This is a genomic window from Neoehrlichia mikurensis (assembly GCF_019186785.1).
GTDB classification, from domain to species: Bacteria; Pseudomonadota; Alphaproteobacteria; order Rickettsiales; family Anaplasmataceae; genus Neoehrlichia; species Neoehrlichia mikurensis.
Genome location: NZ_CP066557.1, coordinates 455,072 through 480,578 on the forward strand (window position 1 = coordinate 455,072; position 25,507 = coordinate 480,578).

Sequence of the window (25,507 nt, forward strand, 5' to 3'; positions counted from 1 at the left end):
TTAATTCTAGTCTTACAGACGCTTTAAATATAAAGGTTGCCTATATCATGATTTAAAAAATCAAACAATTATATAACCCAGGTAAATAACATATTAAATTATAAATGTACAAGCTTTATACAGAAAAACATATAATGTGCTATTTACATAAAAATATAAACAAAAAAATGTACATACAATAAAATTACTTCATAATATACTTGTAGCGTGCAACCTCTTATTGTATATAAGAACAACATTTACAAAAAAATGAAAATTACTTCATCAAAATTACAGGATTTTTTCCATAACCCTAAAATGGTCCGCAGTACATTACTATATGGGAACGATAGCTGTCAAATTAATATCTATACTAAAAAAATAATTGATTACATAAATAACAATAATGATCATTCAATAATTAAAATAGAGTTCACAAAAATTAACAAAAATCCTGAGTTACTGCTTTCCAATTTAACAACAATACCAATATTTTATAGTAAACAATTGATCATTATTACAAATGTAAAAGAACCTATCAATAAAGACATCATAAACATTATTAATAAACATATCTCTGAGTATAATTATATAATAATCATAGCAGAAGAATTAATAAATTTCTCTCCATTAAAAACTTATTATGATAATTCCACCAAAACAGCATCAATAAGGTGCTATAAAAATGAAAATGAACATCTTAGTTATATTATTAAAGATTTTTTATTAACAAATAAAATAGAATGTAATCACAATGTTATACAATATATGTTAGCACATTTTTATAATAACGAATCGGCAACATTACAGGAACTTGAAAAACTTTTACTATATATTGGACATAAAAAAACTCTTGTTATTGAAGATATAAAAAAAAGTCTTTCTACAGAATCACATCTTGCATTAGATCACTTATATATTGCTATAATTGAAAAAAATATTACTGCCTTTATTAAAACTACCGACATACTATTACAAAATAAGTTTACACCCATAGCCTTAATTAGAATTATCACAAAATATTTTATGCAATTGGAATATTTATCAAGACAAATACAAAGCGGCAAGACAATAAAGCAAGCTATTCAAGAAACACATCCCCCTATATTTTTTAAACTAGTACCAACAATAAAAAAACACCTTACAATTATCAAATATCAAAAGATCCTTGACATACTTGCAAAACTTTTGAAGATTGAAATTCAATGTAAGAAATCTGACTCAATACAAGAAACTGTTTTTAAATACTACATGACCACCATAATTAGTTCTATGCATTATTAACTACAAATTAGAGACTAACTTACAAAAATTTGCTCTTACATACTATATGACTATTATAATTAACTTTGCATATTAAGAATTTCTCTAACAATATAATTAATTTCATGTATTATTAATTACGAATCAGACCCAGCATTAAGAACAGAATATTAATCCACACATAAAATGAACATTACTTGATAATTTTTTAATATTTCAAAATACAGACTACTTATTAGTAATGTAAAAAATCCTTCTACTGCGAATTGATCATATAAAAATTACTCTCAACATATACTATAATATAACATTGTTTCTCTAATTAATTATTACCCAATATTTAAGTACAAAGCACTTTTCTCATAATTTGATGTTATGATATAATTACCTGTAAAGCATTAATAACTGTATTAAATATCAGCACAACACAAAATATTTAATATGGAATTATTAACCTAAAAAATAGTTTTATACAACAAAATTACTTACTTCTACATTAGATCCGTATTTGAGTACTACAATAAAAAATTTCAATATTGTAGAACATTTTTATCATAAATTCACCAAATACAAATATGCATACACTTATCCTATTAATTTGTTGTAAATAACAGCTTTTATTCTAAAAGTTACTTCATTTATTATATAAATAAGCATTACAAAATGCTTGTTCATTATACTACATTTTTATAAACACTAATATTTATATATAAAAGATATTTCTTAATAAGTAAGATAAACACATAATAATCGTATAATGCTTAAAAGCAAATTCTTGTATGTTAGGTATAACAGATAATATTATCTGTAATAATATACGTGAAATTAATTATGATAATCACATAGTAAACTTAATACATAAAAGTTAACTATAATAGCTATATAGTATGTAAGAGCAAATTCTTGTAATGTTCAGTCTCTAATCCGCAATTAATATGCATAAAGTTAATTATAGTAGTCTATGATATCTACAAAACAACAGCACAACCTTATAATAAAAAATCTTACATTAAAGTATAATTTTATGTAAAAATATTACTTAGTATTAAATAACTTAAAATTACACACTATTCCCTTAAAGAAAATCTGCAATAACTATATTATGCATAAAATATTATAAATGCCTTATAATTACTACTAACGTGTTATCATATTTTCTAACTCATACATTTCCATTGTTGCTGACAATACTGCAAGTTTACTTACCAAACACCAAATCTTTTTTTTCTCTTCACATATTTGGTAACCTACATCAATAAAATTACACCCAGAAGAATTTAAGTTTGATAACATATTTTTTTTGATATTATAACGATATAAATAACATACAGGATCTTTACCTATATAATATATCAAAGGTTCAGAAACATAACCATTAAATTTATCAATAGTCAATATACCTTCTTGAATCAGTACGCTATTAACAACTGTATTACCCTTAATTTTTTGTATTTTGTTACGACCTCTCTTGTTAAGATTTAATATATCATCTCCTCCATAAGCAGTAATAACACCCATACCATAAGTACCATTATTAGCTTTCACAAAAACATATGGCTGTTCTTTAATGCTATAAAGTAAAAACTTTTCTTTAATCTTAGATATTAAATTATCAACACCATTAGCAATATTTTCTATGCCTTTATTACTTAAAAAACATATATTTTCACAACTTGCAAACAATGCGCAAATTAACCAGTGATCAATACCAAACTCTTTACAAAATTCTAAAGATATAGCTTCATAAATACTAAAATGCCTTGATTTACGTCTTTTAAACCACCCTAACTGTAATGATGGCATAACATACTGATTTAACAAATTTTGTAGAACATCAGGTATTCCACTTGTCATGTCATTGTTAACTAAAATCAAATCAGAAGTAAATCCACAATTAGTTTTAACTACTCCTCTCTGATTAACAATACACTTAACATCTAAGATCTTTTTTGTAGAGGAATAAATCTGAACATCACAATCTATATTACACATTCCTACTGCAACATCAAATCCAGCAATGTTTACTATATCTCTTAGTGCAATAATATTATCTATATATTTTAAGTTTCGTGTATGCTCTTCTGCAATAATCAGTATTTTTTTACAATTATTATATTTAAGCAAATATTCGCGTAGTAAAGCAGCTGCATAATTTTTCGACTGAGTATTAAAATTATTATATCCTGCAGGAAAAACATTAGTATCAATAGGAGCAATTTTATAACCTGAGCTACGCAAATCAACAGAAGAATTTAAAACTGATGGATAACATAATAAAAACTTATTCAAAAACCAATCTTCTATTTCTTGTTTATATTTTTCAATAACACTCGAAAGTATTTTATAGATCATAAATCTTTACTTGTAACAATAATTACAAGCTCCACAAGCACAATAATAACACATAATTTATAATATAACCCGTAAATTACAATTTTATCATTTACAAAAATAACCTTGTGATCACTTATACATCAATCGATCGTAACTATATTCCTCTAGTATAACCATTGTCAGTACTCAATATCTTTATAAAATAACAAAACCTGTAACAACAATTGCAAAATCCATAAACATAGTAATAACACATAATTTATAATATAACCCGTAAATTACAATTTTATCATTTACAAAAATAATCTTGTGATCACTTATACATCAATCGATCGTAACTATATTCCTTTAGTACAACTATTGTCAGTGCTCAATATCTTTTATAAAATACTAAGCACAAGCTTACATAATATTCTAATAAATAATTTATGTGTAGATTTTATTCCTAAATCCATAAACACACTAACTTTCTGTTTAATAATAAAACACTATAGATAAATATTTATGTTTGATCAAACATTAGGAAACATATTAAAAAGTGATATTCACATTATTAATTAAACATAGTTAAAAAATATTATAATATATTTTCATTACATGGCATTATATAAAAAGAATATCATGTACATATTAGTTAATTAACAGAAATACATAACTTGAAAATGGAAAAACATTAATATCATATACCTTAATAAGAGTAATTTATTGTCTACAACTTTACATTCCTATATATAATTGACGCGGCCTGCATATTTTACTATTGTCACCTCTCATTTCACACCATTGTGCTGACCAACCAACAGTTCTAGCTAATGCAAATAATGCCGTAAACATATTCACAGGAATACCTATTGCATTAAGGATAAGGCCAGAATAAAAGTCTATATTAGGATACAATTTACGTTCAATAAAATAATCATCCTTCAAAGCTACAGCCTCTAACTTAATTGCTATTTCTAACAATGGATCATTGATACACAAATTTTCAAAAATTTCATTATAAATACTCTTAAGAACACGCGCTCTTGGATCATAATTTTTATATACTCTATGACCAAATCCCATCAATTTACTTTTCTTATCTTTAACTTCTTGAATAAACTGCTGTACATTTTTTGGGTCACCTATTTTCATTAACATTCTAATAACTGCCTCATTTGCGCCTCCATGAGCTGGCCCCCACAAAGTTACGGCTCCAGCACTTAGACAAGCAAATAAATTTGCTCCTGCAGAACCTGCAAGTCTTACAGAAGCAGTAGAAGCATTTTGTTCATGATCTGCATGTAAAATAAATATAACGTCTAAAGCCTTAGCGACAACATCATTTACTTTATCGTTTTTAAAGTCTAAAAGCATCATATTAGCAAAATTACGGCTATAGCTTAAAGACTTATGAGATAAAATAATATCTTTATTAACTATATACCTATAAATTGCGGCTATAATACTAGGAACTTTAGCAACTGACAAAATAGCACACTTTAGATAATCATTTACTACTTCCGAATCATGATAATGTGCAGACAATGTAGCAAAGCATGCACTTAAAATTGCCATAGGATGCGAATTCCTTGGAAAAGACTGTATTATATTATATACTTGTTGAGGTAGAGAATGTTCCTCTATAACATTACAAGAAAAGTTTTCAAATTCATCTTTATTAGGTAAAACACCATAAAATAACAAATATGCAATTTCTAAAAAGCTATGTTGCATATTTACCAAATATTCAATATCATAACCTCTATAACGTAATATTCCCTTTTCACCATCAATAAAAGTAATTTTAGACGCACAAGCAGCAGTTGACATAAACCCAGGATCATAAACAAAAACCTGACTGTTTTTATATAAAGATCGTATATCCAATACATCAGGTCCACAACTACCATGTAAAACTTGCAATTCTATTTGTTCATTATCTAAACTTAATACCGCCTTTTTAACCATACCATACCTAAAACACACAATAAGTTTATTCCATAAAAACTCAATTACTCCCACTCAATTGTTGATGGAGGCTTTGAAGTTATATCATACATTACTCTGTTTACTTCTTTTACATTATTGATAATAGTATTACTAACTTTTTGCAAAAAGTTACAAAATTTTAATTTATTACTATCCCCTTCATCAAAAGGAAAACTATTTGCAGACATACCATCATCAGAAGTAACAGCTCTTAATGCACAAGCATAACTATAGGTTCTACTATCACCCATAACGCCAACAGTTTTTAGTGGCAATAATACAGCAAAAGCCTGCCATATACTATCATATAATTCATATTCTTTTAGAAGATTAACATAAATATCATCTATATTTTGAAGAATATGTACTTTTTCACAAGTCACTTCCCCTATTATTCTTATTGATAATCCTGGACCAGGGAATGGATGCCTCATTAACACTTCCTCTGAAATCCCAAGCTCTCTACCTAATAATCTTACTTCATCCTTAAATAAATACTTTAAAGGCTCAACAAGTAACAAATTCATTTTTTCAGGCAATCCTCCAACATTATGATGAGACTTTATCTTTGCACTCTTTGCAGTACCAGACTCTATAACATCAGGATAAATTGTACCTTGCATCAAGAAGTCCACATCACCTATTTCTTTGGCATATGACTCAAAAACTTCAATAAATGTATTACCTATAATTTTACGTTTCTTTTCAGGATCTGTAATCCCACTCAATCTACTTAAGAATAATTCTGACTTATCTAAAAAACATATCGGTATATCAAGTATATTAGTAAATATACTTCTTACTTTTGAACTTTCGTCTTTACGTAATAATCCATTATCAATAAAAACACAATGCAATTGATTTTTAATAGCTCTATGTAATAATACTGCAGCCACACTTGAATCTACTCCTCCGCTAATTGCAGCAATTACTTTTTTATCCCCAACATTATTTTTAATAGCATTTTTCTGCTTTTCCAAAAAAGACGCTATAGTCCAATTTCTTGTACATTGAGCAATTTTTAAAAAATTATCAAATAATTTCATGCCATGAAATGTATGAGTCACTTCAGGATGAAACTGCATGCCATAAATCTTACGTTCTTCATTACTAATCATTGCTATTACATTATCAGGCACACTATAGGCGATAACTTCAAATCCTTGAGGAATAGTTGACAGGCTATCTGAATGACTCATCCATACATCAACTTTATCATTAAGATTCCATACTTCTTTTGTTATCATTGATTCTCTAACAACTTGAATCCGAGTTTTGCCAAATTCTTTACAATCAGACACTAATAAGGAATTAAAACATAACCCTAAAATTTGAACACCATAGCATATTCCTAATATTGGCACACACGTTTTTTCATTTAGTGCAAGTATATCTAAAACAATTTTAGGAATCTCTGATAAATTACATATTGACCCAGGACCGCCAGATAAGATAAAAGCATTAAAGTTCTTTATATTAACATTACAATAATCATCATAACAAAAAACCTCGGAATAAACATTAAATTCTCTTATTCTCCTAGCTATTAATTGTGTTACTTGTGAACCAAAATCAATTATGGCTACTTTAGACATATTACATCCTATAAATCTTTATTATACATGGCACAAATATATCTCTTCTTATAAAGGTTTCCAGCCAATAAAAAAGCCTTTCATGATGCATAATACTTTACATATATAAGTAATGCAAAACTTTATTAATAAATAGCTACTACATTATAAAAAAACCATGTCATAACATATAATCTCTACATTTTTGTTAAGACATATAATCAAATAGATATTATTTAAGATCTTATTCGAAATTTAAAACAATAAAACCAAGTTATAGTTTTTTAATAAACATACAATACAATGTTATTTCAGATACAAAGCAAAGGAATAATATGTATTCTAAACCATCACATACTCTTAATAAGATAGAACCACAAAGCAATCAATTTCTAGATCAAGATATAGAAAACATTATAAAATGTATAGAAAGTGAATATGGAGATGTAATAGATTCAAGTATGAGAAATCTAATGAAAAGTGAAATTCAAAAAGCAATCCCTGAATTAAATCAAATGTTATTGCCATTAATAAACATTGCATCCCAAGAAAAAAAGCTGCCAGAAAATTTACAGGAAGATCTAACAAAAAAATTTATGAAAATAATGTTACCACACATACAAAAAATTATTAGTGCCTCTTAATAAAAACATGTTTGTAACTAATAAATTTACAGAAAAGGATATTTTTGAAATTATTTAACAAACTAAAACGTGCAAGCTTTCCTTAGATTTCCTTAGAATAATACATAACGTATTTCCATAGATTTTTAGCTATTAAGTTTATACTCAAAGACAACATACATATAACAATACTATAGCCAAAATAACTCACTAAATAGTTATTGATTATAAAATATATCACAGTATAAACTTAATACTTATCCTTAATTATTTCTAAATAATTGAGATGCTTTTTTATACTAAAATTAATGGTATCACATTAGTATATAAAACTGACATTAGAAAATCTAATTATTAGTAATAATTCTTTGAATTATCAAAAATACTATAAACTTAAACATTGAATTATTCAGATAGCTTTAATTATAAATTAACAAAAGTATTATATATTGCACTAAAAATATCAGCTTATTCTACTTTTAGATATCGCCAAAATTTTAAAATTGGTATTTTTTATCCAAAATAATTACTATATAAATAGCTATTACACAATAATAAATATATGTTGTACATGTACTAATGAAAAATTTAAAACAACAAATAATCTTTACATACAAAATTTAAAACTATAACACAAAATAACCAAAAGACTACAAAACCTTCACTACACGTTTTTAACAGTATAATAATTTATATCATCTTATGATTACAATTGACAGAAATCTCTTAATCATGTAAGAAGTGTCTCACTCAATACTTAATAAAATTAATATGCCTATAGAAATACTTATGCCATCATTATCTCCCACTATGAAAAGTGGATCCATAGTAAAATGGTATAAAAAAGAAGGTGATACTGTTAAGGCAGGTGAAGTTATAGCTGATATTGAAACTGATAAGGCAGTAATGGAATTTGAATATGCTGATGAAGATGGAATAATTGGCAAGATACTATTACAAGAAGGTAGTAAAAATATACCTATTAATCAGCTAATTGCCCTTGTTGGAATTGATGATAATGATTTAAAGTCAATAGCATCTTACCAGCACAGTCAATCCAGTGTTCAACAGTCGGCTTGTTCTAATAAATCAGAAACTTCTACAGTAAATATTGACAGTTCAATTAATAATGTCATACAGCAAAGTTCTGCATTTAATATTGAGCAGCAAACAAGGATTAAGGTAAGCCCTTTAGCAAAAAAAATTGCTCTTGCATCTTCCATTAATCTGAATGAAATCAAAGGCACAGGTCCATATAACAGAATAATAAAAGCTGATGTTTTAGAAGCAATACAGCATTCTCAGAGTTGTTCAGATAATAACAAAGAAGCTACACATTTTTTTGTTGATGTAAGCCCTATGAGGCAAGCTATCGCTAACAGGTTAGTTGAATCTAAACAAACAATACCTCATTTTTACTTAAAAATAGATTGCAATGTTGATAATTTGTTAAAATTAAAATCTGATATTAATAGCACGGATATTAATAATAAAATTACTATTAATGACTTTATTATAAAAGCCACGGCTTTAAGTATAAAGGAATTTCCTAGTATAAATGCATCATGGATAAATGATAAGATACTACAATATACAAACGTTGACGTATCATTTGCTGTATCCATAGATAACGGGTTAATTACACCTATAATTAGTAATTCTGATAAGAAATCTTTATCTGAAATATCGCATGAGGCAAAAGACTTAATTAAAAAAGCAAAAAACTGCAAATTACAACCCAAAGAGTTTCAAGGTGGGAGTATTACTATCTCTAATCTTGGAATGTTTGGAATAAAAGAGTTCATGGCAATTATCAATCCTCCTCAATCATGCATTATAGCAGTAGGAAATTCAGAGAAAAAACCTGTTGTAATAAATAATAACATTACTATTGCCAATATTATGACTGTAACATTATCAGCTGATCATAGGGTTATTGATGGAGTTATTGCTGCACAATTTTTCAATTGCTTTAAAAAATATATAGAAAATCCTATTACAATGCTTATATAATTACATTCACTAAATAGTGAGGCCTTTCCACTAAACATATGCTAATTAATAATATGAGTCATAATATCAGACCCATACAGCACCATAGAATTAAGCTTTATTCTTAACTATAATTATGTGTTAATTTGACTATATTTAGTAAAACAACATTATCAAATATATAAAAATGTACACTTCTAAATTATCATAGTATTTACTAAGTTTTATATTGTAGTAAACAAAAAATTTGCTAAACTATACTTGAGTGGGTTATATTTCCATCAGTTGCTTATTTTTATATTTTGGGAAATTAATTGTGAAATTAAGTAATCAAGTTAAATCTATTTTACATTTCTATGATAGTGAAAACCCTGGGGTAAAAACTAATATTGCACGAATGTTACTTCATGGAAAACTTGGTAATAGTGGTAAACTTATAATATTACCTGTTGATCAAGGATTTGAGCATGGACCAACAAAAAGTTTTGGTCCAAATCCTGATGCTTATGATCCACACTATCATTTTAAGTTAGCAATCGAATGTGGTTTTAGTGCTTATGCTTCATCTATTGGTATGTTGGAATGTGGAGCATCTACTTATGCAGGATCTATACCACTGATTTTAAAATTAAATAATTCTAGTACTTTTTTACCAAAAGATAGTCACCCTACTCAAGTTATTACTGCTTCAATTCAAGATGCTTTACGTTTAGGATGTGTAGCAATAGGGCTTACAATATATCCAGGTTCGCATCACTTTTTGTCAATGATATGTAAGGCAAAAAATTTGATACGCGAGGCTAAATCTAATGGCTTAGCAGTTGTTATATGGTCATATCCACGTGGAGGAGATATATCAAAAGCAGGTGAAACCGCTATTGATGTTGTTGCATATGGAGCACATATCGCTGCATCTCTTGGAGCTAATATAATAAAAGTTAAGTTGCCAACAAGTCATATCGAAAAAGATAACATTAATTATGATATTTCTTCTTTATCACAGAGAATTGCATATATTAAGCAGTCTTGCTTTAACGGGAAAAGAATAGTATTATTCTCAGGTGGGGAGGCAAAAAGTGATGATGACTTATATAAGGAGTGTCAAGCAATAAAATTAGGACAAGGAGATGGTTCAATAATAGGACGTAATTCTTTTCAAAGAAAAAAAGAGGATGCTGTTTTAATGGTAAACAAAATAGTCAAAATCTACAGTAGTTAGCCAAAGGCTGGGTGGCAGAGTGGTTTATGCAGAGGATTGCAAATCCTTGTATACCGGTTCGATTCCGGTCCCGGCCTCTCTTTTATTTTTTAATATAAAAATTAAGTTACCATTAAGTTGTAATATACAACAAATTTATTTTAACTTACAACATTTTAAATTTAATATAATATTTGTAATAATTCCAGATATAGTTAAAAATTAAATGCAAATCACAGTAATTTATTAATATAACTATTACAATTTATATAGTAATTATAGTACATAAACACAATAAAAAATCATTCTTTAAAACAACATACTAATATAGATAAATACTCTGTATATCCTCATAACACTCCCTAGCATATTTCTTAATAAAATTAAATTCGATATAACTTACTTTAAATATATAAGAATACACACTCTAAATTAGAATAATATTATACAATTCCTGTTAAAAGATAGTTAAATCTTTTACTCTTATAATATTACACCATTTTTATTATTTAAATGTTTGATACTTATTATTTTAATATTTGATATAGAAATAGATATTATGGCCTTCTTCAGATATAAGAACATTATGTTATAATTTTATTTATCACATAAAACCTAAACCAATGCATTCACTATATAACAACTCTACTTAATAACAATAAAACAAATCAGCTGTATTCATAACCCATCATATATTTTTTCATTTCACATAAGTGCAATATAATATTCATAGCACTGCATAATTTACCTAAAAGCCACAAAATTTAATATTATCATAGCTATAATAATCAATATTCATCTCTAATTTAAGTATAACACCTAAAAAACCTATACTAATAAACTTAAATACTGTAAACATCTTACAATAGTAAGATACACCAACTTTAGAGCCTGTAAGAATGACTCAATAAACAATTTTTCACTGTAACCCTTTATTATAAGTCACTATTTGTTTTCTACTTATTATTAAAATACTCATATAATGCTAGATACTTGATAATCATGAGGTTATTTGATACATATAGAATATTAATTTCTTCCAAAAATTAAATACTAGCAATTTACATAACCTTACATACAATGATAATAATAACATTCCTTTAAATTGACAAATGACAATGTTTCTTAACTCGTAAAATTAAAGGTTATGCTTAATTGTATGCTAGATACAAATTTCAGTATTTACTTAATTAAACATAATAAACTAATTATTTTATAACAATTGCAGATATATAATCTCATCACTAAATAAGAAACAACATTCTAATCGAATAATCCATTTAATAACATATAATTAAAAATACTTTGTGCTAATATTGTAGATTGACCTGCACCTCCTGTATGTTCTGTAAAAACTGAGACAGCATATTTCGGAGATTCAAATGGAGCATATCCAACAAATATTCCATGATCCTTCTTTTTTAAATTTCCCTTAACATTTGACACTTGTACGCTACCAGTTTTTCCAGAAGATGTAACTAACATTGATATACCTGCTCTTCGTAAATATTTTGATGCAGTACCTATAGAAGAATTTACAACCTTAAATAAAGCATTTTGTACAAAACGTAAATGTTCATGATTAATATTAAGATGAGGAAACTCCTGATTTTTTTCACTACAATGAAATACTGGCATAACTTTTTTACCACTTGCAACTCTAGCTATCATTATTGCTAATTGCAATGGTGTTACTAATAAATAGCCATGACCTATTACAATATTTAAAGTATCTCCTAACTTCCATGAAGTTAATAAATTATTTTCCCGCCAACTTTTATTAGGTATAACCCCAGCAACTTCACCTAATAAGCCTGTATTAAACATTTGAGCCAACCCAAATGTTGTAGCAACTTCAGTAATCATTTCAATATTAATATATTGTGCAATGGTGAAAAAATAAACATTACATGACGAAGCTATAGCATCCTGCATATCTATCCAACCATGTCCCCGGTGATTCCAACAATGAAATTCTCTACCTCCAAAAAGTAAACTTCCTGTACATAAAATCTTTTTGTGAACATCAATAATATTATTTTTTAAAGCTGCAAGAGTGGTAATAATTTTAAAAGTAGAAGCAGGTTCAGTGTGTAAAGCAATAGCACGATTTACTAATGGAAGAGCACTATCACTATTAATTTTGTTCCAATACTTATAAGATAATCCATTAACAAATATATTATTATCATAAGATGGTGCACTACATAATGCTAGTATATTGCCAGTATTAATTTCTAGTATTACAATAGCACCATTATTACCCTTCAACATTCGAGATACTGTTTTTTGCAATGAAATATCTAATGTTAATTTTACATCACCACCAGGCACACTTTTAATCCTTGATAGCTCGCGTATTGTTTTACCTTTTGCATTAACTTCATACTTTACAAGTCCTGGAATACCTTTCAATTTTTCATCATCTCTATACTCTATACCTGTAATACCTATTTTTTCTTCATTATTGTATTGACTATAATCATTATTTTGAATATTTTTCATATATCCAATGACATGTGCACAATCTTCACCAAAGGGATAATAACGTTTATAAAAAGGTACTACATATATACCAGACAATCTTTCTATATTAAATTCTATCTCTGACAGTTCATGCCAATCTACTTCCTCATAAATCGTAACAACATTAGTTTTATTATTTTTTATTTGATAAATTAATTCTGATGTTACAGGTTTATTAGTAATTTTTGACAATTCCGCCAATAAATTATCAATATTTTCAACACATTGAAGTTCACATAGCACTTTGTATAATAACTTATTTGTTGCTAGTTCAATATTATTTCTATCAATAATTTTACCTCTTACTGGTAAAAGTAACGTTTCTCTAATTCTATTATTATTGGATAAAATCTTATATTTATTCCCTTTAATAATCTGTAGATAATATAACCGTGACGTCAATACAGATACAGCCACTAACTGCATTCCCATAAGGATAATTATTCTACGATTGTATAGTTTCCTTATAATCCTATTTTTCATTTTATATTAGAATATAACAACATCAGTAATCAAGCATTTTCTTACCATCACTGACCCCTTTTTTGCAAACTTTTTATAAACGGAATTACTGAAATAAAAATTGAAGAATATGTACCAACTGTAATACCAAAAAATATTATAATACCTAAATCTCTGACTAACCCTTTACATAATAAAATTAACGGTACGGTAGCCAATAAAGTAGTGCCTGAGGTTAATATAGTTCTGGATAATGTAGAATTAATACCAATGTTTACAATATCTTGCAAATTCTTACTATCTTGCGATTTTCTTATCAATTCCTGAATTCTATTATAAATCACCACAGAATCATTCACTGAATATCCTATTATCATTAACAAACCTGCAACTGATGTAAGATTAAACTCAATATTAACAATGCTAATCATTCCTAAAGTTAAAACAACATCATGAATTAATGCTGCTACCCCTCCAATAGCAAATTGCCACTTAAATCTATAACACAAATATATAAACATACCAATCAAGGAACATATCAAAGCATAAATTCCTTCAATAATTTGTTCATGCCCCACTTGTGGACCAACATAGTCTATCTTATTATATATTATGTTATCTGAAACAGCCTTAAGACTATTTTTTATTTTTGAAATTGTCTCTAGCCCATTTAAGTTATCAAGGCTTTGAAAATTAAGTAAAAATTCTTTATCACTATCATTTAATTTTTGTATAGAAAAGTTACTTAACCCACCACTATGTAAAACATTTCTTATATCACTTAAAGTAAGATTTTCTTTTTCTACTTGCAAATCAATAACTATACCACCAGCAAAATCTAGTCCTATATGCAACCCTTTAAAAAAAATAACAGCAACAGCAAATAATAGCAAAATAACACTGCACCAAAGCACATAAGTACTATACTTTACAAAATTAATATGCGTATTATCAGGAATGATGCGTAAAATCACAATTCAAAGTAAGTTTACAAAGCTTTAGTTTATGTTATTTTAATACTTTACTCAAGTAAAAATATCAATGATCTCGATAAAACCGTATACCATTGGATACATAGGAGAAATCATCACAATACTATTTTTAACACTTAAGTTGCATACTATAATAAAGCATAGGTATAAGTGTCCTTTAGGAGAAATAGATATTATTGCAATCAAAAAGAATATATTAATCTTTATAGAAGTAAAAACTAGCATTATTGCTTGTGCAGGCAAGTCTATAACTTACAGACAACGTCACACTATTATAAAAGCTGCTAAACACTTTACTTATTGTTACCCCAAATTTAATACTTATCAAATAAGGTTTGATGCATGCTTTGTATCATTACAACACATGCCTATATACATTACAAATGCCTGGTGTGAAAACAAATAATATTATTATTGACAATAAATAAGCTGATGATAAATCTTTTAAAAATGTACAAACAATATATTATTAATAGCTTTCAGTAATAATATTAATACAAAGTAGCTTTTTATATCTCTTAAATTTGGCCTACAAGTGTTTATAGATTATCAAAAAACCTAAACATAAAATACATGACAATAACTTGAAATTTTATTATATAGGTTCACTGACTTATAAAATAGATAATATAATTAAGATTTATACATAAAAATAACATAAGGCAATATTTTAAATATCAGTTATATACAAAGTAGCTTCATACCTCATAATTTTTCATCTGATACTTTATATGCATATCCATTTTTAAAAGATATATACACTTAAATATTTACTATTGCTATAAAACATAACAATATTTTTCATTAAAATTATTTAAGTACATTTTGAATTATATTATCAACATCGGATTGCGTAATCATGTTAAGCTTGATTAAATCAGTAATAGGTATCCCTCCCCCTGAATGTTATAAACTTCTACTTTCCAATTCAAGCACAATACATATTAAATTTAAACACATGTCATCAACTTAAGTATAAATACATTACTGTTAAGCATAATTTTTAACTAGGTTTACAGAAAACTTATGTAAAACACTTAGTAAACTTTCTACTAACTTCTCTATCATTTGATCAGTATGACATGGAGTTGGAGTAATTCTTAACCTTTCAGTACCTATAGGTACAGTTGGATAGTTAATTGATTGAATATATATTTGATGATCTTTCAATAAAGCATTAGAAATATTTTTACAGGTCAGTGCATCTCCTATAATTATTGGTATAATATGCGTATCAGTATACAAAAAGTCTATCCCAGCATTAGTAAGAGCATATTTCACTTTTTGTACAACTTCATAATGTTTCTTCCTTTCAATGCTGCTTATTTTTAAATATTCTACACTCGCTCTAGCAGATGATGCAATTAATGGAGATATTGCTGTTGTAAAAATAAATCCAGGCGCAAAACTTCTAATAACATCTACTAAATTCCTTGAAGCTGCTATATATCCTCCCATTACACCAAAAGCTTTAGAAAGAGTACCTTGAATAACCGTAATCCTATCTTGCAATCCTTCACGTTCTGATATTCCGCCTCCACGTCCACCATAAATACCTACAGCATGTACTTCATCTAAATAAGTCATTGCATTATATTTATCAGCCAAATCACAAATTTCTTTTATAGGAGCAATATCACCATCCATAGAATACAATGATTCAAATATAATAATCTTAGGAAGAGATATATCAATAGATGCCAATAAAGATTCTAAATGCTCAACATCGTTATGTCTAAATACATATTTAGTTCTATTCCCAAATCTAATGCCCTCTATCATAGAGGAGTGATTTTTTTCATCTGAAAATACTACAATATTAGGAATAATAGAAAGCAATGTACTAATGGTTGTTTGATTAGCCACATAACCACAAACAAATGTTAAAGCTGACGGTTTATTGTGTAGATCAGCTAATGATTCTTCCAATTCTATAATTTCTTTTGTAGTACCAGCAATATTACGTGTACCTCCTGCACCTATATTAATATCTAAATTTCTAACTACAGATACTACCTCCTTATTTTGACTCATACCTAAATAATCATTACTACACCAAAGGGTAACTTTATTATCCATTTGATATTCAACAGCATAAGGAAATTGTCCAGAAATACGTGAAAACCCAGTAAATTCTCGATATCTACCTTCATCTTTAATATTTTTAATTTTATCACAAAATATTTTTTCATAATCTATCATATCTTTACTTCCAATCTTTACTTCCAAAAAACTATTTAAGTAGCTAGTCTCTTATTACTATTTTTAAATGACGCTTTTTCCCAAATGATAATTTAACATATCCTTTCAAGTCAAATTGATCAATCGATAATATTTTATTATAATCTTCTACAACAACTCCATTAATCTTACACCCTCTATTACTTATTAATTTACGTACCTGGCTATTGCTTTTTCCAATATCACATAATTGAAGCAACTTACCTATAGAAATACCAGAAGATATATCTTCTCTACTTATGTACATAACCGGAAGCAATGAATCATCATTATGCTCAAATATATTAATTGCAGAATTAGAAACATAATTAGCAATGTCAGTTCCATGACATATTTTTGTAGCTTCCGTAGCTAATATCTTCTTAACCTTATTAATTTCTTGTCCTTTTAAGTCCTCAAGATCTTTTATTTCATCATCTGATAATTCCGTAAAAAATCGCAAGAAGCAACCAACATCTTCATCATTAACGTTACGAAAATACTGCCAATAATCATAGGGATCATATAGTTCTTCATCAAGCCACACTGCACCTGTAGCAGTTTTTCCCATTTTTTTACCTGAAGATGTTAATAATAAACATGTAGTAATACCAAAAAGTTCAGGCAACTTTAACTTTCTTCCTAAATCTACACCACTTACAATATTACCCCACTGATCTGAACCTCCTATTTGTAATATGCAATTATATCTTTTATGTAATTCAATAAAATCATATGCCTGAAGTAACATATAATTAAATTCTAAAAAGCTTAAGTTTTGTTTTCTTTCTAGACGAGCTTTAACATTCTCAAAATTCATCATAACATTAACAGAAAACCTACTACCTATATCACGTAAAAATTCTATATAATTTAGGTTATCTAACCATTCAGAATTATCCACTATAATTGCTGATGTCCTTTCAGATGAATCACAATCAATAAATTTTTTAATAACTTTGCGTATGCTCTGTATGTTACTTAAAATTTCAGAAGGTGATATCATAATTCTAGTCTTATCTTTCCCTGAAGGATCACCAACTTTTGTTGTAGCACCTCCCAATAAAATTATTGGAGTATGTCCGCATTTCTGTAAGAACCTTAAAACCATAATTTGTATCAAGCTACCAATATGTAAACTTCTAGCTGTACAATCAAATCCTACATATGCATGTATTTTTTGTGACTGCATTAATTGATCTAATCCCAATAAATTAGTAGACTGATACAAATATCCACGTGCGCATAGTAAATTTAAAAAGTCAGATTTAACTTTCATTAGCATACAGATTATAAAAGTGATCCCGGCGCGAATCGAACGCGCGACACACTGATTAAAAGTCAATTGCTCTACCGACTGAGCTACGGGATCTTATAATAATGAAATAAAATACCTCATAAAGATAAACTTTTTATTAGGTAAAGTAAAGATTTTTTCTACATACTATAAATATGTACCTAATATATATTTGAAACTTTACAAAAAAATATATGATAATACATTCTAAACAATTGCAGAAAATTATGAAACTTGATACACTTTAAAATTAATAATTACTCCTTGGTACACTATATATGTTTCTTTCAATAGAGGATTTCTTAAATTACATAAATAAACATTCTATAAAATTTATCGATTTAAGATTTTCAGACTTATTAGGTAAGTGGTATCATATAACACGCAGTGTTAGTTCATTTGATGTGTCAACATTATCATCAGGTATTAGCTTTGATAGTTCATCAATTCCCGGATGGCAATCAATAGAAAAATCTGATATGGTACTTTTTCCAGATGTAAAAACTTCCTTTATTGATCCTTTTTGCGCTCAGCCAACCATAGTTATAATTTGTGACGTAATCAATACACACAACCAATCAGAGTACTCTAAAGATCCTCGTTATACTGCTAAAAAAGCTTATCAATATTTACTCTCTACATCTATTGCAAATAAATGTTACTTCGGCCCAGAAATTGAATTTTTTGTTTTTGATGATGTGAAGTTCAATGTTAATACTCATCAATCATGTTTTAAACTCATGTCTTCAGAAAGCAATACTTTTACCAATAATGACCAAAAATTTTATAATAATAATGGCTATTATCAAAAACCCAAAAGCGGATATATGCCTATTCCTCCTGTAGACGCACTGCATGATATACGCTCAGAAATGCTAACAATGTTAAGCGAAGTTGGAATAATTCCTTTACTCCATCATCATGAAGTTGCTCCATCTCAATGTGAAATAGGATTTCAATATGATGAACTTGTATCAAGTGCTGATAATGTACAAAAATGTAAATACGTTATACGAAATGTTGCAAACTCTTATAATAAAACTGCAACTTTTATGCCAAAACCGATATATGGCGATAATGGTAATGGTATGCATTGTCATCAATCTTTATGGAAAGATGGTGCAAATATATTTGTTAATAAAGATGGAAATTTATCTGACACATGTCTTTACTATATAGGTGGAATAATTAAATATGGAAAGGCTATTAACGCATTCTCCAATCCATCAACTAATAGCTATAAAAGATTAGTACCAAATTTTGAAGCACCCACTTTTTTAGTATATTCTTATGAAAATCGATCAGCTGCTATTCGTATTCCATATGTTCCTAAAAATAATATGGAAGCTAAAAGAATTGAAGTACGATTCCCTGATCCTTTAGCCAATCCGTATCTATGCTTCGCATCACAATTAATGGCAGGCTTACATGGTATAAAAAACAAAATTGATCCAGGCGCAGCCTTTGAAAAAAATTTATACACTTTAGATAATACAGAATCATCAGCACTGTCAGCTGTTGCAGGTTCTCTAGAAGAATCTTTATTACATCTTGATAATAATAGAGGGTTCTTATTAGAAGGTAATGTATTTACTAATGAGCAAATTGACTCATATATAAAACTCAAAAAAAAGGAAAATCAAGAATTGAATTCTTATCCACATCCTATAGAGTTTATCAATTATTACAGTTTATAAATGTTTCCATCTTCAACAACAGCTATACCTATAACTTATTATTTGATTTGTTTACTAGTATCTTCATGTCTAGGATTCATCTTATCGCCATATATTATTAATATTTTACAAACATTACAAAAGGATGGACATCCTATACGTAATGACGGTCCTAAAAACCATTTACTGATTAAAAAAAATGTACCATCTATGGGTGGTTTAATTATCATAATATCAAGTATTATTTCTACAATATTATTCAGCAAGTTAACACAATATGATATATGGATAATATTATTTGTTTTTGTTACATTTGCTATACTAGGTGGAGTAGATGACTGGTTAAAAATTAAAAAAAAAAGTTCTTGTGGTATAACAGCAAAAACAAAGTTAATTTTTCAATCCTGTATTGCATGTATAGGAATCATCTTTATAGGGTTGACTACTAAAAATTTTACGCACACTCATCTTTTATCTAGTACTTTAGTAAACTTAGGATACTTATATTTACCGTTTACAATTACAACCATTGTTGGTACTTCAAATGCTGTTAATATTACTGATGGATTGGATGGATTAGCAACAGTACCAATAATAATACTATTTGCTTTCCTAGGAGTCATTGCTTACTTTACAAGTAATAATACGTACGTGAATAACATTATAGTATTTTGCTCTGCAGTTATAGGAAGCTCTTTAAGTTTCTTATGGGTTAACACATTTCCAGCAAAAATATTTATGGGAGATTTAGGTAGCTTATCAATAGGAGGATCTCTTGGATTAATTAGCGTTATGCTACAACATGAGCTCATCTTTGCCATTGCAGCAATGTTACTTGTTGTTGAAACATTATCAGTTATAGTACAAGTAATATACTACAAAGTTACGAAAGGAAAAAGAGCATTTTTAATGGCACCTTTACATCATCACTTCGAAGAAAAAGGCATTACAGAATCAGCTATCGTAATAAAATCTTGGATCATTGCTTTTATTTCTTTAATTGTTGCTTTAATTCTTTTTATTAATTTATATCTATAACTAACCTATATCACTTATGATACATCAATTTCACAATTTACTAAATGATTTAAAGACACAAGTAATTGATGATCTTAATAATATGGAAAATTTAATGACTAATCAAAGTCATAATAAAATTTCCTTAATTACTGATATTATGTGTCACTTAATACAATCAGGTGGTAAACGTATACGTCCTATCATTTTGTTTACAATATGTAAAATGTTGAATTATCATGAACAAACAAAAATCTATGTTGCTGCTGCAATAGAATTTATACACAATGCCACATTATTACATGATGACGTAATAGACTCAAGTGAGTTAAGAAGAGGAGTACGTACATCAAATTTTATATGGGGCAATAAGGCAAGTATTTTAGTTGGAGATTTTTTACTTGCATCAGCATTTCAATGGATCACACTATGTAATAGCTTTCCATTACTATCAATTCTATCTCAAGCATCAAATACCATTATCACTGGGGAGATAAAGCAAATGTTTGCCCAGGATAACATAAATATAACACAAGAAGAATATATAGAAATAATTTCTGCAAAAACAGCATCTTTATTCTCTGCCACCTGTGAGTCTGCTGCTTTAATATCTAATGCAACTATAAAAGAACAAAATTCCTTAAAAGATTTTGGGTATAATCTCGGTATATCATTCCAAATTATTGACGATATACTAGACTATACTGCACAAAATGCTAAATTTGGAAAAAGTAAAGGTAACGATTTTTATGAAGGCAAAGTAACTTTACCAATCATTATTGCATATAAAAATGCCACAAAAGAAGAGAAGGAGTTTTGGGATCAATTAATCAATAGCAAAAATAAAAATTTTGAACAAGCTCTTGCTTACATTAAAGCTCATAATGTTATACATCAATCTATTAAATTTGCGCAAACCTATATAAATAAAGCAAAACACAATTTAGAAACTTTTAGCGAATCTAAATACAAACTACAACTTTACAAATTACTTGATAGCATAGTACATAGAGAATTTTAAGACTTATATTACATTGCACTTTAATAATTAAAATCTTTGCTTATTAATTAACAACCTTGTAAATAAATTCAAATTATTATAAGGTCATATTTCAATACTTCGTACAATACAGTATAATAATCTACATAATGATTGTTATCAATTAAGTGATTCTTTGCGATCATTGTACAAAAAATTAAGTCAATAAAATATTATTTGATATATTAACAAGCTATGTATTTAACAACCATATTATTATTAATAACATGCAGCAATATTACTAAAAAACTTAAACCAACTGTAATTTATTTTATATTCATACTTAAATCATATTACATAAAAACTACTTAAATAATAGTAGAAGTTTTTTATACATTATTATTAAAATGCCTTTTATAAAATATGTATCAGCTTGTTTTTTTACTAGTTACATCTTTTTCCTGCGTCATTACATAAGGGCCTTGTAGATTAATATCATAAACATTCTTGCTTATATCAATGATAATACTATTCATCTCATTATTATATTCCTTACACTTCAAATACACTAAATTTGCAACAGCAACACATGTTGCAATTGTGGTGAAAAGAAATACTATATGTCTATAAGGTAAATAACTCATACCTAAAATCTTGTTCTTTGCAAAAAGTGACACCAAAAAAAAACTAATAACTGATGCTATACTTAAAAATGCAACTATAAACAATATCTTTTCATTACGCTGATAAATATTAAAAATATTTTTTTTTATATTACGACATTTATTAAATGGTATCGTCATTATTGAATAATGTTTTAGCATAACATTGTTTATCTTTTTCATATGTGTATAAAATTGAATATCTATTAAAGATTGTTCACTATCTGATACGCCATATGTTATAAATTGCATATAGTTTTCATTTTTTATACCATAATCTATTATTTTCTCAATTGATACTGGTACATCAATTGAAGAACAAGCATGATTTTTCAGTAAAACTGTTATTGCATCAACATATTTCTTAATCAATAAATTACCTGATTCTTTATAATGAATAAGTTGATCCAAGTTTCCTTTATAAGCAATTAACATATCTTGAATCATATTTTGCTTCATTATTTGAAAACACAAAGTATTCTTAAATAATAATAAAAATGCTTCATAAACTTGCATACTTGATGTTAGTTTTTGAAGTTTAACTTTTTTTACTAAAGTATCATATTCTTTTAACGTATGAACAATCTGTCGTATTGGCACATCATTATTACATATCTTTTTACAATGATAATATAGTTCTTTTACCATAAAAAACTGGTAATAAGCCCTTAAGGAATGCATAAACATATAAATTGGTATCAATGCTACAAACAAATGCAATGGTACATTTCCGTCATTATTTTCAACATTTACCAACTCTGGAAAAGATTCTGCTATATATTGAATTATCTTATGATTACATGATACATAGCTAACAGCATAATGCATAATACTATTACCTTTAACATCGCGTATTGTTTCTATACCTTCATGTAATTCAATAATAGGTGCTATTATTTCTTCAATGCATTTCCCCTGATCTTCTTCATTACATAACAAAATCGCATATTGTAAAGTATTTCTACCATAACGGTCTACCTTATAAGTAGCAAATTTTAACATGAAATTTTTCCATAAAAAATACACATTATCATTTACCTTATGACTACCATAAGGATTCATATATATTCTACTTAAGATATCAATACAGCTGACTTTCTTGTTATCGTCATTATATAACATCTCAGCTTCACATGACAAAAAATCATTCACATCATTCACATCTATTTCTTTATTATTAATTGCCCGTACAATTTTATCATGTATAATATTACATATATGCTCAACTGTGAGTATAAAGTTTTCTTGATCCTGTGCAAATTTTTTTTGTTTATCTAAAGTGCACTCTTTATGTTGCTTTAATTTATAATAATATGTTTGAATAATATTAAATATTTTGCTGGTTGCCTGACCATCATTAAAGGATACACATAGAGAACAAAATAGCTCGTGTAGTATTGTGCCTTGATTTGTAATATGAAAAATATCACTAATGCTCATATTCTCAATATCACTTACAACAGAAACATCATATTTATATATTTTATCTATTAACTTATTTTTTACACTAAACATAACTATCTTTTACTAATAATTTATCTAATTCTTTACAGAATTAAATTTTAACATATTTATCTCTCATAGTTAATAAATTATAACACTATTATAATAATTTTTTTAATACTTTAAATTAATATTTTTTAATTAAAAGTAAATTAAATAATATTTTTCAAGTTCAAATCAAAATAATCGTTATACTAAATATTAAAAAATATTATATTATTTTCTTAGCAATTTTATTTGAGTATATTAACTAAACTCATATTAGATTATTAATACTTCTTAAATCATATTTTAATAAAAATTAATTATGGTAAGTCTCTTAATAATTTTACATATATATTTTCAAATATACTATTTAAAAAACAATATTCGAACTGGCTAAAACCTTTCAATAATCTTCTATCATTAAATACAATAAACTATTATACAAATTTACGTACTATAATAATTGATATTTTGGCCATAGAATTATATTTTCCAATACTACAAGTAATTTTAGTTAATTAAACGTAGATTATTTTCAACAATATTAAACAGCTTTTTTATATATTGATTATCATTTTCTTTAAGCTTTGCTACTGTATCACACGCTATAATTTTGCCTTCATACAATACAGCAATTCTATTTGCTATTTTAAATGCACTACTAAGATCATGTGTAATAGTTACAACTGTTAAATGAAATTCTTTGTGACAACGCATTATTATATTAGTAACTACCTCTGACATTATAGGATCTAATCCTGAAGTTGGCTCATCAAAAATCATAATTTTAGGTTCACTAATAATTGCTCTAGCCAATGCTATTCTTTTTTTCATTCCACCAGACAATTCCATAGGATACATATCAACAATATCAGACTTGAGACCTACTAGTTCTAATCCAAAAACTGCAAGTTCCTTAGCAGCTTTTTTATTTATTTTAAATCTTTGACGAAAATTAAAGGCAATATTTTCCCATATCGTTAAACTATCAAATAATGCACAATTTTGAAATAAAACACTAAAATCTTTAGCTGAATTCCGTTTTTCTTTAATGTTTATACCATCAATTATCACACTCCCAGAAGTTGGCTCAATAAGTCCTATCATTACCTTAGTTAAAACTGATTTTCCACTGCCTGATTCTCCAATAATAACTATAGACTCCCCTTCTAGAACATCAAGGTTAACACCTTTTAATATACCATGCAAATTAAAAGAAACATGTAAATCTAATAAGGATATAGAATATTTCAT

The 25,507-nt window shown here is 27.2% G+C and carries 17 protein-coding genes and 2 tRNA genes; 9 read left to right on the plus strand and 10 right to left on the minus strand.

The genetic code is table 11. The features are described from left to right. Positions 1-249 precede the first annotated feature (249 nt). Positions 250-1,263: a DNA polymerase III subunit delta gene (gene holA, locus HL033_RS01780; RefSeq protein ID WP_218194376.1), complete on the plus strand. Its 1,014-nt coding sequence runs from the start codon at positions 250-252 to the stop codon at positions 1,261-1,263. Positions 1,264-2,379: 1,116 nt separating this feature from the next. Here the strand turns inward: holA and gshA are convergent. From gshA to guaA, 3 genes are all read right to left on the minus strand, one after another. Next, on the minus strand, positions 2,380-3,594 hold the full coding sequence (gene gshA, locus HL033_RS01785) for a glutamate--cysteine ligase (RefSeq protein WP_218194377.1): 1,215 nt from the start codon (positions 3,592-3,594) through the stop codon (positions 2,380-2,382). 699 nt (positions 3,595-4,293) lie between these two features. Then, positions 4,294-5,526, minus strand: a complete 1,233-nt coding sequence (locus HL033_RS01790; RefSeq protein ID WP_218194378.1) for a citrate synthase — start codon at positions 5,524-5,526, stop codon at positions 4,294-4,296. A gap of 44 nt (positions 5,527-5,570) precedes the next feature. Continuing rightward, positions 5,571-7,142 (minus strand): glutamine-hydrolyzing GMP synthase, encoded by a 1,572-nt coding sequence (guaA, locus tag HL033_RS01795; RefSeq protein ID WP_218194379.1) that lies wholly within the window; start codon positions 7,140-7,142, stop codon positions 5,571-5,573. Between the two features lie 314 nt (positions 7,143-7,456). On the opposite strand from guaA, the gene gerPC reads away from it, so the two are divergent. The 4 genes from gerPC (at position 7,457) to HL033_RS01815 (ending at position 11,032) form a co-directional block, all read left to right on the plus strand. Continuing rightward, positions 7,457-7,765 (plus strand): spore germination protein GerPC, encoded by a 309-nt coding sequence (gene gerPC / locus HL033_RS01800; RefSeq protein WP_218194380.1) that lies wholly within the window; start codon positions 7,457-7,459, stop codon positions 7,763-7,765. 750 nt (positions 7,766-8,515) lie between these two features. Further along, entirely contained in the window at positions 8,516-9,757 is a 1,242-nt protein-coding gene (locus tag HL033_RS01805; RefSeq protein ID WP_218194381.1) for a pyruvate dehydrogenase complex dihydrolipoamide acetyltransferase, read from the plus strand. 295 nt (positions 9,758-10,052) lie between these two features. Then, a complete protein-coding gene (locus HL033_RS01810; RefSeq protein WP_218194382.1) occupies positions 10,053-10,955 on the plus strand; it encodes a class I fructose-bisphosphate aldolase in 903 nt (300 codons plus the stop codon). A 5-nt stretch (positions 10,956-10,960) separates the two neighbouring features. Beyond that, positions 10,961-11,032 (plus strand) — tRNA-Cys (locus tag HL033_RS01815). Between the two features lie 1,165 nt (positions 11,033-12,197). On the opposite strand, the gene mrdA is transcribed toward HL033_RS01815, so the two are convergent. Together mrdA and secF are read right to left on the minus strand one after the other, a co-directional pair. After that, positions 12,198-13,943: a penicillin-binding protein 2 gene (gene mrdA / locus HL033_RS01820; protein ID WP_218213921.1), complete on the minus strand. Its 1,746-nt coding sequence runs from the start codon at positions 13,941-13,943 to the stop codon at positions 12,198-12,200. Positions 13,944-13,990: 47 nt separating this feature from the next. After that, the gene (gene secF, locus HL033_RS01825; RefSeq protein WP_218194384.1) at positions 13,991-14,896 is read right to left on the minus strand and encodes a protein translocase subunit SecF; all 906 of its coding nucleotides are present in this window, start codon (positions 14,894-14,896) and stop codon (positions 13,991-13,993) included. A 67-nt stretch (positions 14,897-14,963) separates the two neighbouring features. Between secF and HL033_RS01830 the strand changes: the two genes are divergently transcribed. Then, positions 14,964-15,320, plus strand: a complete 357-nt coding sequence (locus HL033_RS01830; protein WP_218194385.1) for a YraN family protein — start codon at positions 14,964-14,966, stop codon at positions 15,318-15,320. Between the two features lie 584 nt (positions 15,321-15,904). Here HL033_RS01830 and hemA read toward each other — a convergent pair. The 3 genes from hemA to HL033_RS01845 all read right to left on the minus strand — a co-directional run bounded on the left by hemA (position 15,905) and on the right by HL033_RS01845 (position 18,506). Next, positions 15,905-17,116: a 5-aminolevulinate synthase gene (gene hemA / locus HL033_RS01835; protein ID WP_218194386.1), complete on the minus strand. Its 1,212-nt coding sequence runs from the start codon at positions 17,114-17,116 to the stop codon at positions 15,905-15,907. A gap of 43 nt (positions 17,117-17,159) precedes the next feature. Further along, positions 17,160-18,413: a tyrosine--tRNA ligase gene (tyrS, locus tag HL033_RS01840; protein ID WP_218194387.1), complete on the minus strand. Its 1,254-nt coding sequence runs from the start codon at positions 18,411-18,413 to the stop codon at positions 17,160-17,162. Between the two features lie 20 nt (positions 18,414-18,433). Continuing rightward, positions 18,434-18,506, minus strand: a tRNA-Lys gene (locus HL033_RS01845). Between the two features lie 203 nt (positions 18,507-18,709). Between HL033_RS01845 and glnA the strand changes: the two genes are divergently transcribed. From glnA to HL033_RS01860, 3 genes are read left to right on the plus strand one after another with little or no spacing between them, the layout of a single operon-like run. Beyond that, positions 18,710-20,128, plus strand: a complete 1,419-nt coding sequence (gene glnA, locus HL033_RS01850) for a type I glutamate--ammonia ligase (RefSeq protein ID WP_218194388.1) — start codon at positions 18,710-18,712, stop codon at positions 20,126-20,128. After that, on the plus strand, positions 20,129-21,145 hold the full coding sequence (gene mraY / locus HL033_RS01855; protein WP_218194389.1) for a phospho-N-acetylmuramoyl-pentapeptide-transferase: 1,017 nt from the start codon (positions 20,129-20,131) through the stop codon (positions 21,143-21,145). A gap of 16 nt (positions 21,146-21,161) precedes the next feature. Then, positions 21,162-22,145: a polyprenyl synthetase family protein gene (locus tag HL033_RS01860; protein WP_218194390.1), complete on the plus strand. Its 984-nt coding sequence runs from the start codon at positions 21,162-21,164 to the stop codon at positions 22,143-22,145. Between the two features lie 386 nt (positions 22,146-22,531). Here the strand turns inward: HL033_RS01860 and HL033_RS01865 are convergent, their stop codons facing one another. After that, positions 22,532-24,280 (minus strand): hypothetical protein, encoded by a 1,749-nt coding sequence (locus HL033_RS01865; protein WP_218194391.1) that lies wholly within the window; start codon positions 24,278-24,280, stop codon positions 22,532-22,534. Between the two features lie 483 nt (positions 24,281-24,763). Next, positions 24,764-25,507: an ABC transporter ATP-binding protein gene (locus tag HL033_RS01870; protein WP_218194392.1), complete on the minus strand. Its 744-nt coding sequence runs from the start codon at positions 25,505-25,507 to the stop codon at positions 24,764-24,766.